Source organism: Bacteroides caccae (genome assembly GCF_002222615.2).
Taxonomy (GTDB): Bacteria; Bacteroidota; Bacteroidia; order Bacteroidales; family Bacteroidaceae; genus Bacteroides; species Bacteroides caccae.
In genome coordinates this window covers 1,816,024-1,831,497 of the sequence record NZ_CP022412.2, presented here as the reverse complement: position 1 = coordinate 1,831,497, position 15,474 = coordinate 1,816,024, and the positions used below count along the sequence as shown (strand labels likewise).

8 protein-coding genes are annotated in these 15,474 nt (G+C 41.1%); all 8 read right to left on the bottom strand.

From position 1 onward, the window contains the following. Positions 1–12: 12 nt before the first annotated feature. Positions 13–2,784, bottom strand: a complete 2,772-nt coding sequence (locus tag CGC64_RS07190; RefSeq protein ID WP_005677262.1) for a glycoside hydrolase family 35 protein — start codon at positions 2,782–2,784, stop codon at positions 13–15. Positions 2,785–2,875: 91 nt separating this feature from the next. After that, entirely contained in the window at positions 2,876–3,754 is an 879-nt protein-coding gene (locus CGC64_RS07185; RefSeq protein WP_005677261.1) for a DUF4959 domain-containing protein, read from the bottom strand. A gap of 20 nt (positions 3,755–3,774) precedes the next feature. Next, on the bottom strand, positions 3,775–5,580 hold the full coding sequence (locus CGC64_RS07180; protein ID WP_005677260.1) for a RagB/SusD family nutrient uptake outer membrane protein: 1,806 nt from the start codon (positions 5,578–5,580) through the stop codon (positions 3,775–3,777). Between the two features lie 9 nt (positions 5,581–5,589). Next, on the bottom strand, positions 5,590–9,042 hold the full coding sequence (locus CGC64_RS07175) for a TonB-dependent receptor (protein WP_005677259.1): 3,453 nt from the start codon (positions 9,040–9,042) through the stop codon (positions 5,590–5,592). Between the two features lie 162 nt (positions 9,043–9,204). Continuing rightward, positions 9,205–10,224 (bottom strand): FecR family protein, encoded by a 1,020-nt coding sequence (locus CGC64_RS07170; protein WP_229127073.1) that lies wholly within the window; start codon positions 10,222–10,224, stop codon positions 9,205–9,207. 133 nt (positions 10,225–10,357) lie between these two features. Then, positions 10,358–10,960: an RNA polymerase sigma-70 factor gene (locus CGC64_RS07165; protein ID WP_005677256.1), complete on the bottom strand. Its 603-nt coding sequence runs from the start codon at positions 10,958–10,960 to the stop codon at positions 10,358–10,360. A gap of 663 nt (positions 10,961–11,623) precedes the next feature. Beyond that, positions 11,624–12,793, bottom strand: coding sequence for a MalY/PatB family protein (locus tag CGC64_RS07160; protein WP_005677254.1), 1,170 nt, complete (start codon positions 12,791–12,793; stop codon positions 11,624–11,626). A 307-nt stretch (positions 12,794–13,100) separates the two neighbouring features. Continuing rightward, entirely contained in the window at positions 13,101–15,467 is a 2,367-nt protein-coding gene (locus CGC64_RS07155) for a hypothetical protein (protein ID WP_005677253.1), read from the bottom strand. Positions 15,468–15,474 lie beyond the last annotated feature (7 nt).

The window sequence follows — 15,474 nt, the reverse complement described above, 5'->3', positions numbered from 1 at the left end:
CCTATTGAATTATTACTCAATAAACTCTGCATCCTCATAATAAGGAGCTACTTCTATCCCTTCCAACACGGCCCCGCAAGTTTCTGATTGTCGAAGTCCGAGCACCAATGTATTCGTTCCTCCCATATTCAACCAACATTCCGGTAAGAAAAACTCCCGTTGCGGACCTTCTTCCCAATAACGTCCGATATTATGCCCATTCAACCACATATATCCTGTACCTGAAGCATTGATAATGGCTCTCCAAGGAATCCAGCATTCTTTTTCCGTTTTGGGCAGATCAAATGTTACTTTATACCAAGTGAATAAGGCATCTTGTTTACCTTTAGGCTGTATATTGTTTCCTTTTCGATGCAATGTACCATCGGTTTTCAATGTCACCACCTTCCAATTGTCACTGCCGGCGGTTTTCCCTCCACAATATCCTTGTGTCACTCCTCCAAGATCAAGCGCTACTTCCCACTTCAGAGGCTTCAGTATTTTCAGTTCACTGAACAAGCGGATTCCCTTTAACAATCCTCCTGCACCGCTACTATTACGCACCACAATAGCCACTTTATTCTCTCCTTCATGCAGAAAATCTTTCATATTGGCTACAAACGGCTTGTCCCAAGCATCGTGGCTTGCCACCTCCTTACCGTTTACAAAAAGCGTACCCGCATCATCCACGCAAGCGAATTCTATCATTGTTTGCCCTTCGGTCAACATCTGACGTGTCATATCAATAGAAGTACGATAAATAGCCGTTCCTTCTTTCCCTTGCAACACCCATGCGGCAGGCCATTCCGGCTTCTCCAGTCCGGCTATTTGCAATGTAGCAAGATTGGCGATAGTGCTTTGATCAAGCATGATGGTTTCCCAGCCTTCATTGTTAGACAGCAGTGACTTGATATCTTTGACATTATTTTCCACCTTTTTCACTTCCCATTTTTCGATAGGAAGGATAGCAGATTGCTTCTTGCCCAATCCGGCAGATTTCATTCCGCTCAATTCCTCCATCGGGCGATATCCATGAGCGTGTCCACGATTTTCATAGATGCTTACGATTTCATTGCTTCCCTCATGCAGTAGCCCATCTATGACAAATGTATTATCCAGTTCATCGGTAGAAGCCCTTTTAGCTATTTTTCCATTCACTTGTACATAAAGCGGATCAGCCGTAAACATCTCACAAACCAATGTTCCATATTCCTCTACCTCTTTCTTCGATAGTTTTACTACACTACGATACATGGAGTAACGACAATCGTTCACACCAATTTCTGGTAAAGAAACACCTTTACGCAGTGGTCGCCAGTTCCCCTGAAAGGTTTCATCACAACGTTCTGCCTGTGCAATCCGTATCGGCATAGGCATATTGACGGGACGTTCCGGCAAAGTCTGTTCTTTCGGATACCATTCACATTGTCCATTCGCCTGAGAGAGTACCAGTACCTTGCTGTCCAATGGCTCAACCGAGCAATAAACATTGAATGCCGGCATACCTTTTATATGAAATTGAACGTTATCACGGAATGCTTTTTTCTTATCTTTATTAAATATAAAAATAAACAAAGTTCCCTCTTTTGTCCGGCGTACTCCAACGGTCAAATCCTTGATGTTGTCCGATGTAGTAAACTCTATCGCTTCACTTCTCGCTAATTGAGTACCAAAACGGTTGACGAAATCCCCGACTCCTTTCACGGCAGCGAATTTCTCACTCACACCACCACTTTCTTTTAATGCAGCTCCGTAATCGTAGCTGGTAGTCATGCGGCGAGCGCCCCAACCGGCTAGATTTGTTCCTCCGAAAAACATATAATAATTAAGTCCGGTAGAACCTCCGGCCATTGCCATCAATGCCATTCCACGCGCATGACGTCCATCCAAATAGCTGTCCTCACTCAATCCTCCACCTACCGTGGAAAACCAGCCACCCTGCAATTCACACACAAAAGCCGGCGCGTTAGGCTGTTGTCTCTTTAAATCTTCAATGCGGCTTTTCGCCTCCTGTATATTCCACCATACATATTGATTGTCCATATCGAACAGCTGACTGATAACGGCATCTTTCGAGCCTCTTACCTCAGGTGTAACACAGGTAAACAGCGGTACCTCAATTCCATTATTCGTGCAATAAGCTGCCATGTCGCGCAGCACCTCTTCTTTTTTCTCTGACTCCATGCCAAAGTAAATGTATTCGTTCTCGAGTTGCACCATGATAATTCCTTTCTCACCGGATTTCTTACGTGTAAGCTGCTCCTCGGCAAAAACCGGACAAACAGCATCGTACCAATGTTTGGTCCATTTCATGTGTTCGGGATGGTTACTTCGTAACCAAAAGCTAGTGTCATATTTTGCCGGACAAAACTTGGCAACCCATCTAGGATAACCTCCTCCTGCCCATTCTGCACAAATAAAAGGCCCCGGGCGGACAATGGTATACAGTCCGAACTCTTCGTGAGCCATCTTGAGCCACGCCTTCAGGTCGTCAAAGTCACATTGCGAATAGTCCTTTACATTACGCGGCATGGTGCGCTCATGCCAATTCCACGGCACATAAGTCTCCACAGTGTTGAATCCCGCCTCCTTTATTTTACGGAAACGATCCCGCCACAACTCTTGAGGAACGCGAAAATAATGAAAAGCCGCACTCAAGATAAAAATATCCCGACCTTCTATCGTGAAGCAATGCTGATCGTAACGAATACGTTCCGGATGTGAGAATTGTTTAGCGGGAAGTTGTTCGGCATATAAGTTAAAAGCAAAACAACATACGAGGATCAATGTTATCAATTTGTTCATGAAGTTCTATTGTTTAGACGAAAGGGAGGGAGACATGCCCCCTCCTTTCCATAAATAATAAGCAATAATTTCAGTTATTCTTATATATCAGCTATTCCTTGTCTTCGGGTCGGTAAATACCTTCCGGATCGTAAATCTCAGTTCTGACAGTATAGAATTCCAACTCAGCTAACGCAAAGTACACAGCATTGCCGGAAGTCTCATCTGCACGATAACGGATGTATGAATAAGGCTGTCCTTCTGTCCCCAGCGTAGGTGTGGTATAAGAAGCACCACCTTTACCTTCATCTTCTATTTCTGCAATCTTGTTCCACTGTTCACCGTCATTACTTCCTAATACGGTAATCTCTACAGGACATTGACCATACTTTCCACCACGGTAGTAAGTTTGTATCTTAAACTGCTCTACAGGAGATGGGAGAGTGATATCTATATAGTGCGGAACAGTACCCGCATCATGCCAATCAGTATGAAAAAAGTTAGTGTAATTACCATCCACCAAATACTCTATATACTTTCCTTCATCCGGATCAGGTTTATTACAAAACAAGTTGTCTTTACTTAATAAAATTTTATCAGTGATTTCCTTCACCACCGGCTGGACAGGAAGTGCGGAAGCTCTTACTTCCAACTTCTCACCCACATCTTGGGTTGAGCTGACAGGTGTGGCATGGAATGTGTATTCGCCATCTTTTGCCAACATGCCCTCAATAAGCATGGTATCGCAAAAAACACTGGCATTCTTATTCACACGTTTGCCTGTGACAGGATGAGTATAGTCTATCTGTACATAGAACAGGTTGGAATCAACGGGAACTTCCCATTCCAGCAGCACTCCTCCTTCAAGAGGCGTTGCTGTCAGATTGCTAATAGCCGACGGTAAGACAGCTGCATTGTCATCATCGTCGTTACAAGCAGATACCATAAATATGGTGGCTAAACATGCCATGAAAAAATATTTCTTTTTCATCGTAATTGCTATTTTAATGATTAATAACCCGGATTTTGCACAATCAACGTATTCTTATTCAATTCCGAATCTGCAATCGGAAGCAGGTAATGAGTCGGTGAAGTGAACTTCCAAGCACGATCTACTACCACTGGACGGAAGAAATCCTCATCCGACACACCATCTGTATTAAGAGCAGACGGATTGTGGTCTAAGACATGCTCCAATTCTTTCCACCTTGCCATGTCCCAACGGTAGTGTCCTTCGAAACTCAACTCGATGATACGTTCTTGACGAATTATTTCAATTAGCTTATCTTTTGTCAACGTAGCAATTCCTTCCCATGATTTTTCCACAGTCGGTATGCCGGCATGTTCCCTTATCTTGTTCAGTGCTGTCTTGGCAATGTTTAATTCACCTGCTTCTGCTGCAGCTTCTGCAAGATTCAAATACAGTTCACCCAAGCGAATAACAGGCCACGGATAATTCTGGAACCCGTTGCGGGTATCATAAGTAGGCGTGCACCATTTCTTTACTAAATATCCACTCAATGAAAAGTCCGTAGAACGGTTTTGTTTTCCATGATTGTCTGATTTACGGAACATAGTAACAATTCTACCTTCATTATATCCTTCACGCTGCATTTCAAAATATCCGTTATGGAATGAAACCCATGAATAGAAACGAGGTTCACGTTTCAAGTTGAGGTTACACGTGGTACGTCCTTCATACTGTCCTATCTTAAAATAATCACCAGGAGTGTAGTATTTCGGATCTTCGTCAATCGGGAGTCCGTTTTCTGTATAGAATACTTTCACAAAATCCAATGTAGGACCTACTCCATTCCAGCTATTACCTCCATTCACCGGATCACGCGGAGCGGATTGGTTTTGTGGCCCATAAACACCTTCCGTACGGGTATCCGCCCAAATGACTTCCATATTTTTCTTATCCATAATTTGCATCTTCAAAGCATATTGGATTAAATCCTTGGGCCAACATTCTTCAGGAATTTCGCTTTCATTAGCAATCTGAAACTGGGTGTATTTCTGTTCATTCGCCAGCGTCAACGCTTCTTGACAAGCCGTAAGCGCAGTATTCCATTTAGATGGATTATAATCCAACGGCATCAATGGCTCATTTGTCTCCGGATCGTAAAGAGATGAGTTGGCATAAAAACTATTGCCATTGAAAAGAGGAGACGCCGCATACAAATAAAGCCTTGCTTTCAGTGCTTTAGCAGCCAGCTGTGTAGCTCTGCCGTAGTAGGATGATGATTGAACGGCAAGCAATCCGTTGTTGCAAGCTTCGTCATACTTGTCGGCAATCCATTTTACGCATACGTCAAACGGACTTCGCTTCAGTTTCTCCGTGCTACTTACACTAACCTCGTGATCCATAATGATAATCGGACCATACGCACGTAGTAACATGAAGTGATAATACGCAATCAAAAAATTAGCTTCTGCCTTATATATGATTTTCAGTTCTTCTTCCATACGTGGCACAGCATCGACATTGTTTATCAGCGTATAACAACGACGTATACCGGCATACATACGACTCCAATACGCGAAATCACCTATATTGGCCGCAGTATGAGTTCCCTCAAGAAATTTCCGGTCATAATCGGTGAGACAATCACCTCCTTGATATAGATAGCACCCCTCGCGTTCTTTGGGCATAAAAGCATAACAAGAATACAAATAGCGTTCAGCTGCATTTTTATCTTTAAATGCATCTTCCTCAGTCGGACGTTCATCAGGAACGATGTCCAAATAGTCGCAAGAACTTATCCCTGCTACCAGAAAAATAAGCAATAGAGCTTGGTATAGTTTGTTTTTCATAAATCCGGTTTATTTATTGATTGAAAATTGAACACCCACATTAAACACTCGTTGAGTCGGATAAGACAATCCACTACCGCTTCCCATTTCAGGATCCCAATATTTGAATGGAGAGAATGTCAACAAGTTAGATCCTCTCAGATAAACACGGAAAAACTTATGGTTGAATCCGACCTCTAAGTTTTTCAACTTAAGGAATGCACCGTTACGTTGCCAGTATGTAGACGCTTTTGTATTGTTTTCATTGTCACGTTTACTGAGACGCGGATATTCAGCATAGATATTTTGGTTAGTTTCACTCCAATAGTCATCAGCTATGAACTGCAATACATTACGTGTACCTTCAGCACCAAAAGGATGGATACCATTCATCATAATAGATACACGAGCTGCACCTTGAAAGAAGAAAGAGAAATCAAACTTCTTGTAACGGAATGAAGGACCGAAACCATATACTATTTCAGGAGTTGTCGGCATACCTGTATATTGACGGTCGTTTGAATCGATAACATTATCATAATTACCGTTTACGTCCGGCAAGTTCTTGTATTTGATATCACCTCCGCTCACCCAGCCTCCAAGGTTTTGTTTCGGATTACGTTGTACCTCGGAATCATCGATAAAGAGACGTTCGGCAATGTACAAAAGCTGTTGGTCAACAGAATGTCCCACACGTGAGATATTGGGATATTTCTGGAAATCCGGCTCGTCATATTCAAGCACTTTGTTATGGGCATACGTAAATGTTCCCTTGAATGACATATCGAAATCGTTATTGAACCTCTTCACATAGTCGATAGAGAAATCAAGTCCCTTATTTTCCACTTTACCAAGATTACCATACATTTTTGTCGCAAGGTTCATCCATTTATCCTTTCCATTCGTACCCCAGTAGTCCGGAATCTGTTGACGCTCCATAAAGATATCTTTACGTATTTCCTTGAAGATATCGAACGTTATGTTCAGTTCATTCTTGATACCCAAGTCGATACCAAAGTTCCATTTGCTACCTACTTCCCATGTAATATCATTGTTGGCATAACGGATATATTTCGGACCATTTTTTGAAATGTTTTGATCTCGGCCTGTTGTATATCCCAAATCACCGTTTTCCAACTCTATGTTTGAAAGATAAATGTAACGTTCACCTCCAATTTGGTCATTACCTACAAGTCCCCAAGATGCACGCAGTTTCAAATTACTCACCACATCAGAGAACTTTTCAAAGAACTTTTCACGACTGATATTGTATCCTACTGCCACGGAAGGGAAGAAACCAAAACGGTTTCCTTTAGCAAAGTTCTCGCTACCATTGTATCCGAAGTTCAATTCAGCCATATAGCGGTAATCATAAGCATAAGTGACGCGACCGGCAAATCCTTGCTTGCGTTGCGGAAGCGACTCAATGAGATCCTCAGGAGCGTTACCGTTGTATTGGTCTTGATTGTAGAGGAACATTCCGGATACATTGTGCACCGTATTGAACGTACGATTATAATTAATCATTGCCTGAATATAGAGTCGACGGTCACCACTCGATTTATTCGAGGTCTGCAATACAGTACTTTGTTCAGAACCAATTCGATTCAACGTGTAGTCCGATAAATTGTCAGTATTATAGTTTATTACCTGAAACTGATTGTAACCGGCCGAACGATTGGTGTTAGTACTACTCCAGTTTTTGAACGAGAACAAAGCTTCTGCAGAAAGACCTTCGGTAATGAAATCAAGTTTTTGCTCAAATTTCAGGTTGGCCATAACCGTACTTTCAAATTGTGACTGATATCCTCTTGCCATTTCAGCGTATGGATTACGGAAGCCACTATTATATTTACCACCGGATTTTCCACCCCAACGGATGTAATCCACATTTGGGTCATCCGGGAAACGTACCGGAAAATCAACCGGATTGGATTCCATAACCATACCAAACAGATCACTCGTATTAGAGGTAGGACCAGAATAGTCCCTCAGTTGCACATTCAAGTTCAACGACAGTTTACTTGATTTAGATAAATTCAGATTGAAGTTATTTTGGAACACATATCGCATGATGTTGAGGTTATTTTTATAACTAAAATCATCGGTATTACGCAACACACCACTATCATGGTTGACAGACACACTGCTAAAATAATCTAATTTTTTGGAACCACCGCGAATAGTAACATTGATATTTTGATTCATAGCCCCGCTACGGAACAATTCATCATACCAATTCACGTTAGGATAAATAAGCGGATCCAATCCTGCCCTTGTACCGGCAATCTTATTGTCGGAATAAAGCACCTCACCTGTACCACGTGTCAACACGGCTTCATTGTACATCTCCATATAACGCACACCATCAACAAACTTCGGCGTTTTGGTATGGGTGGAATACGCGTTTTCTAAACGAATATTAACGATAGCTTTGTCACTTTCACGTCCCGATTTGGTTTTGACAATCATCACACCGTTTGCACCACGTGAACCATAAAGCGCTGTAGCCGTTGCATCTTTCAACACGGAGAAACTCTCAATAACTTCCGGATCGATAGCATTCAAGTCACCGCTCGAAGCTTGCACACCATCAATGATAATCAATGGACTCCTTGTGCCATTGAAAGTAGAAATACCGCGAATCCAAAAGTCGGCCCCATCAGCCCCCGGTTCACCGGAACGCTGTACGGCAACCACACCAGCCAAACGTCCAGCAAAACCTGTAGACAACTGGGAACTGGGAACTTTCAGTTCGTCAGGCTTCACCATCTGTACCGAACCAACTACTGATTCTTTCTTTTGCGTACCATAGCCTACTACGACCACTTCATTCAACGTTTGTGAAGATTCCTTCATGACTACCTTAACAAACGTGCCTACCGTAGCTTCCACATTGACCGGATCATATCCTATATAAGAGATACTCAACGTCACTTTCTTAGCAGGTACTGTCAACACGAAGTTACCATCAATATCAGTGATGACACCAGTCTCAGTATGTCCCTTCAAAACTACGGACGCACCAATAACGGGTTCTCCATTTCCATCCCGGACAGTACCTTTAATCTGGTATTTCTCATTGCTTACATTACTTACTTCTTCTCTCCGCTTCAACACGATATCTGTGCCATTTATCACATAATCCACCTGAGAATTCGCAAATATCCCATTAAGAACTTCGGACAAATTCATTCCTTTAGCAGAAAAAGAGATCTTCTGCTTAACGTTAAAATCTTTCGTATTATAAAAGAAATTGTACCCCGTCTTTTTTTCGATTTCCTTGAGTGCTTTTTCAATAGTCACATCCTGAAAACGGAATTCCATAGCCGCATTTTGAGAATGAACGGTCTCAGCATACGAAATCCCAATGGACATGAACATAAACATAATAAAGAACCTCATAAACAAAGGTATTTTACCAATTGCCCATAAAAAAGTATTTTTTCGGACATTTTTTTGGTTGTAATTACATAAATACATAACTTTAAAATGTGATTTAAGATTGGTAAAAAATGATTGTTGCTTGTTGGCAGACAAGCGATCTCGTTTTTTCAATATAGAAAAGCATGGCAGTGCTTTTCTATATTTTTTTGTTTCTTTTTTCAAGTTGGTGCTTTCATAGTACGTCAATAATTAAGATGATTAATATAATTCTATTGTTGCTCTATCTCCGTCGTTTCCCGGACTATTATTCTTTACAATACGATAATTAAACCGACAAGAAATAGAAAGATTCTTTATAATCTGTTCCACCCCCTGATTTTTAATTGTGCCGGTGAAACGGCTATTTTGCAATTCGTCATTGATAATACGGAATGTCACGTGGTATTTTTTAGATAAGATATCAAGTGCTTCTTGAAGCGGACAATCTTCAAGAACAATTTTTCCGTCTTTCCATCCTATTTCTCTTTCTATATCAACTTCCTCCACTTTAGATTTTCCCGTTTTAGCATCATAAGAAATCTTTTGTCCCGGCTGTATCAACACAGCTCTTTCTTTTTTATCAGCCGTTCGGCTAATAAACTTAACCGCCCCGCTAACCAGTGTCGTACTTGCTCCTTGCCTGTTAGTCTTGACATTAAATTCTGTTCCCAACACTTCGACTTCAGCCTCTGAAACAGTATGAACAATGAAACGTTTACCATTTTGCTTACGCACCACGAAGTAGGCTTCTCCATCTAAATACACCCTACGTTCCTTAGTAAAGTGAGTGGGATACTTTAGTGTCGCTTGAGAATTTAAATAAACCGTACTGCTGTCCGGCAAGAGTACAGTACAAACTTCACTTTCATTTCCGCGAGCTTCCATCCACACAATGGCATCATTTCCTTCACTGTTATCTGAAAACCAATAAATAGTAGTCAGAATAAGAACGGGGAGAGCTAATATCGCAGCCACCTTTCCTATATATCGCCAAATGTGTCTGTGTTTCTTCCGTTCTACCTGGCTCCAAAAATCTTGTAACGCCTGCTGAGGGGATGCCTCTTTCGAGCCATGCAACAGACGTGTAGCTACAAAGATCCGCGCCACTTGCTTAGCCATACGGCTATTGGCCTCGGAACTATGTATCCATTCCTCTACCTTTTTTTTCTCTTCTTCGCTGACCTCTTTTTCAAAATAGCGGAGTAGCAAAGATTCATCTATCATTTTCTGTTCTTGCATAATTGACATCGTAAGCGTTTTATTACCCGCCTACATATACAATACACAGAAACCGGAGGATGTACTAAACAAAAAATGATTTTTTTTATAACTACCCGATAAAAAAATCAGCAGATGAAAAAAATGAGAGAGATTATAATATAAAACCGTAGATAGCTAATATGGGAAGATAATCTTTCAATCTCTCCCGCAGAATTTTGAGAGACTGCTGAATGCGGTAATCAACAGTTTTAATAGACACTTGCAATGTCTCAGCTATCTCTTGACGGGTTTTGTCCTGAAAACGGTGCATAGTAAAAGCTTGGCGGTAGGAAGAAGGCAATTCGTCAATAGCCTCTTGGATAAGTGATTGCAGTTCATTGACTACGGATAAATCTATAAACTCATAATAATCATCCTGCTCTTGCTCAAACCACGATGATTCTTCAAGTATTTCCTTTTCTTGTCTCCGAAGTACATTGAAGCACCTACGTTTGACAGAAGTGATCAGATATTGTCGTAAAGAAGAAGTCGTATCCGGCACAAAAGTCGCCCTGTTTTCCCATAACCACATCATCAATTCCTGCAACACTTCTTTGGCGTCTTCTGCAGACACATAATAACGGCTATACCCATATAATAAGGTATAGTACTTCATAAAAAAGTCATCGAAGGCTTTCTTATCTCCTCTACTGATAGAATGCCACAGCACTATATCCTCATCTACCGTCAGTTCTATGTCAGGTTCTATCAACATTGCTTAGCCATTTTAAGACGATTCAGGTCACAATTATTTATAATTTGCAAATATACACTTCTTTTTTAAGCAAACATCAAATATCATTAATTTAATCAATAAAAATATATACTAAAAAGATGCAAATCTATTACATTCATATCTGCATCATTTACTTTTCATTATAAATCTCCCATAAAGGACATCTCAGTCCATAACAAAAAAAGAAAAAAACAGACTCTTCTCATTAAAACAATCTCTTCGTTTTTAATAAACTATTGAAGAGTTTATTATAAACGGTATTCAAGTTTATTATAAACTATAAATTCCGAAATCAAGGATAGAAATATGATTTTTTGCAACAAAAAAGGCTACAAACCCTATAAAGATTCGCAGCCTTTAGTTTATACGACATCCCTCACAGCTTAACTACTGCAAGAAACTACTATTATATTGTTATAATATTGCACTATTTTATTTTTCATTATTTTTAATTTTTTCCTTTATCCATTGATAGTTGGATCTACAAATATACAAAATCAAAAAGGCTTTGTCAAGAGTTTCCTGCCCATAAGACGTTTTTTGCAAACCATTCTGGCAAGTTTTATTCTCACCGCAATGAAATTCCCTCATAACGGTGAGAATACTTTGAAAATATCATAACCGGATTATAACTTTATAATCCTATCTATTATTAACCGCCTGCGTTAACTGTTTCAAGGCCTGTTCTAATGTAGCACGCGGACAAGCAATATTCAATCGCATAAAACCTTCGCCTTCTTTGCCAAAGGTAGTGCCCTCATTCAGAGCCAGATGAGCATCTTCCACAAACAGACGATTCAGTTCTTCCCGGTTCAATCCTAATTCGCGGCAATCAAGAAAGATTAGATAAGAAGCTTGCGGACGGATCATCTTGATAGTGGGAATCTGTTCTTTCAGATAGTGTTCGGTGTAATCAATGTTTCCCTGTATATAGGCAATGACCTGATCCAGCCATTCTGTTCCGTGACTGTAAGCGGCAGCCACACTAAGATAAGCAAACAAATGCCCTTCACTGAACTCGCTTGCTTCCATATAGGTCTGAAAACGGTGACGAAGTTCGTCATTCTCAATAATTGCATAAGAACTTGCCAGCCCCGGCATATTGAATGCTTTACTCGGAGACATAAAGACAAGTGAATTCATCCGTGCTTTTTCTGAAATCAAAGCAAAGGTGGAATGCTTGTAAGGAGGTAAGGTCAAATCGGCATGAATCTCGTCAGAAATAACCAATGTGCCGCTTTCATAACAGATATCAGCGATTTGAGAAAGTTCCTCTTTCGTCCATACACGTCCGCCCGGGTTATGAGGATTGCTCAAAACCAACAGTTTACATCCTTGCACATCTTTGCGGAAACGGTTGAAGTCTATATGATACTGGCCGTCTTTCAATATCAGCGGACTGAACACGACTTCGCGCTCATTCTTCTGTGTCACCAGAAAGAAAGGATGATAAACAGGAGGCATGACCATTACTTTATCTCCTTTCTCCGTGAAACAATGGATGGCAAAAGCCAATCCACGCACAATGCCGGGAGTAAATGTCAGCATATCTTCGCTAATCGTCCACCCGTGGCGTTCTTTCAGCCAGTTAATGATAGACTCCGCCCATTCCTTGCAGGCAAAAGTATATCCGAGCACTTCGTGTTCCAAACGTTTCTTCAAAGCATCTATCACAAAAGGAGCCGTACGGAAATCCATATCGGCCACCCACATCGGAATCAGGTCATTGCGTCCCCAACGACCTTCCACAGCATCCCATTTTACGGAATCCGTACCTTTACGGTTTATTATTTCATCAAAATTATAGTTCATACTGCATGATGTTTTTTTATATTATGTGAGACAGAAGTAGCATATTTATAATTAATACTGATTATTAATCACTTACATAGAATTAAATCAGAACTTAACCCATTTTGCTAACCGGGAACAAAAATAGAGATTTCCATTGAATTGTATAGTTCGAAAAAGGGAAAAATTATTATTCATTACACTTTCTATTCCACCCAAGTTAACAAACTGATAACGGAAAATATAGAAGAAATAACCAATGCAAAAATCTCCTTTATTGACTATTACGAACAATAAAGGAGATTTACCTAGAAATTAAAGTTCTTTCTTACTGAAAAGTAGGCATTTTGAATCTGTATAATAATCCACCTACCATGGAAGTTACACGGTCAGGTCTTCCCTGTTCGGAGCCATCGTATGTATCGGTACGGATACCGATTTTAGGTTCGGCGTACAGATACAAAGAAGAAGCCACCTTCAGTTTTACCTGCACACCAGCATCCAGTCCCGGCACTGCTCGGAACTTACCATAACGGCGTACCAGTCCGGCCGTAACTCCCATAAAAGGAACAACATCTATCACATGATTGGGGCTGTATCCTTTTGCCAATGTGGCCAGACTTATCATATAATCCATACCCAAACCAGCATAATGGAGATTCATCTTTGACGACGTTTTGGCCTTGTACATAATTGTTCCATTTGCCCGCCATGCAGATAACGGAGTGTACCATTTACCAATGCTTCCCTTTGCTTCTACACCTGCATTCTTCACCAAGTCTTTGTTGGCTACAAGCAAGCTACCCAATCCAAGTGCACCGGAAATGAAGTAACGCTTGTCATCCAGACCAAACACGCTACGATTGGCTGTTTTTGAATAAGGAACAAAGCGATAGTGAAAACCTGCATTGACTCCTACCATCACGTCTTTCTGCATAAAGCCCAGATTACCTTCAATAAATTTATCTCCATAAAAGCGAATCTGCGGTTCAATGTACAAACCGAGAAAATCATTCACATGCCATAATCCCTGTATGCTTGCATTAACACCCGGTTGGAATTTATGGTCTGATTTGGAAGTATAAGCAAGGTTGATACCTACCGAACCTATTAAATCAAAGATACGATCGGGATTGTATCCACTCATGGTAGACATTATGCCCCACAAGTAATCAAGACTGCCACTGACGCTGGCATGTCTAAGTTTGCCCGCTTTAACACTTCCTGGAACTACATAGTTCGTAAAAAATCCACCTGTACCCACGAGGCGCAAACCGGAATAAGGGCTCAACCACTTACCTATAGAAACAGAAGCCTGCGGACCTAAAGAACCAAAGTTTTCAAGGTTCGTCTTATTCAAGAACATTTGCACACCAATTCCCGAAGTCATAAACAGATTGTCTGCGATGTGATTGCTTGAGAATCTGTTCTTCGGACGTGCTGCACGGTCAATCGTATGATAAGTCAAGCCAAAATTCAACTCTCTGAGCTGATCTGTATTGCGACCTACTCCACGACCTCCTGCATATCTCTTACTATACACATTGAGGCGAGGTTCTATAAATAAATCCACAGAACGGTTGATACGGAAACTTCCCTGCACACCGACTCCTATTCCCGGAGCATACTTGGCGGTTTCATCCACTCCTTTCGTACCTGCCAGATTAACTCCGGCAATACCGATCAGACTAAATATTCTGTCTTCATCATATCCCCAAAGAACATTATTGATATTCAACAGATAGTCAGCATGCAGATCAACATGTTTAAAGTAACCGCTTGCGCTGCCCGAAGGGGTGTCCGAAAACCCAACTGTCCCGGACAAACGCAGGCCGGAAGAAGGACTGAACCATTTACCGATTCCGGCAGAGAACTGGGGACCTAATCCTTTAATCGTATTCTTGATTCCCGGAACTTTCAGTGTACTGATACCACCGGATAAAGAGATAAACATATGATTCAGGAAGGAGCTATTATCGAAACCATCGAAATGTATCTTAGTTCCCATTGGAGCACCAGGCATATAGGTCAGACCTACCAGAACTGAACCAGCCATTTTATAGTTTCTCCAATTTTCCGTATACGCAAAACTGTCATTATACCATCCGATCCGTGGCTCTACAAACAAATCCAATGTAGAAGAAAGACGTACATTTCCCTGTAAACCGAGATGAGCACCATAATAAAGCTGACCACCACCTTTCAAATCCGGATACTTTTCGGAACGATCGCTATTGTCACCCACCTTAGAATAACCGGCTTCTATACCTGCAATCCCTACTAACTCAAAACAACGATTTGCATTGTATCCGTATGCCAGGGAGGACATATTCAACAAATAGTCCAAGCTGCCGCCACCCATTTTTATTTTAGAATCGTAGATACTCGACGGCAGATAACCCAAATTCACCCCTATCCGAAGTCCGTGAACCGGAGTAATCCACTTTCCCATAAAGAGATGAGCGGTCATTCCCATTCCATCCTGACTATCTCCACTTGTTAACAAGCTGTATGGTCCTATTCCGGCAGAGAAAAAGAGATGTTCATTGAATCTATTACTCTCGAACTTTTCATTTGCAGGGCGTTTCTGTAACATATATTGCAATGCACCATAATCCTGTGCCCGTAAGGTAACAGCAAGCATCAGGAAGATTGCCACTGCTACATATTTATTGTTGATTCTGAAGATATTCATCGTTTAC